1 protein-coding gene is annotated in these 348 nt (G+C 64.4%); it reads left to right on the top strand.

The window, feature by feature from the left end; translation table 11 throughout:
• Positions 1-348, top strand: a 348-nt coding sequence (locus CEY15_RS17995) for a DDE-type integrase/transposase/recombinase (protein ID WP_141244356.1), incomplete at both ends; no start/stop codon positions are given.

The raw sequence follows: 348 nt of genomic DNA, 5'->3' as shown, positions 1-348 counted from the left end.
TCATCATCGACGTCTACTCGCGGATGGTCGTCGGGTGGCAGCTGTCCAGGAACCTGTACACCGACCTGGCTTTGGACGCGTTGAACATGGCGATCTGGCAGCGCACCCATGCCGGCGACGACCTGACCGGACTGATACATCACTCGGACCGCGGCGTTCAATACCGGGCGCTGCGCTACACCGAACGCCTCGCCGAACAGGACCTCGTCGCCTCGGTGGGTTCCCGCGGCGACTCGTATGACAATGCCCTCGCGGAGGCGTTCAATTCGCTGTTCAAGGCCGAGCTTGTCCGCAACCGCCACAAGGGTCCGTGGCGGGACATCGACGACCTCGAGATCGCCGTCGCCG

Origin of the sequence: Dietzia natronolimnaea (genome assembly GCF_002289575.1) — a bacterium.
GTDB lineage: Bacteria > Actinomycetota > Actinomycetes > Mycobacteriales > Mycobacteriaceae > Dietzia > Dietzia natronolimnaea_A.
This window is presented reverse-complemented; position numbering and strand designations above follow the sequence as displayed.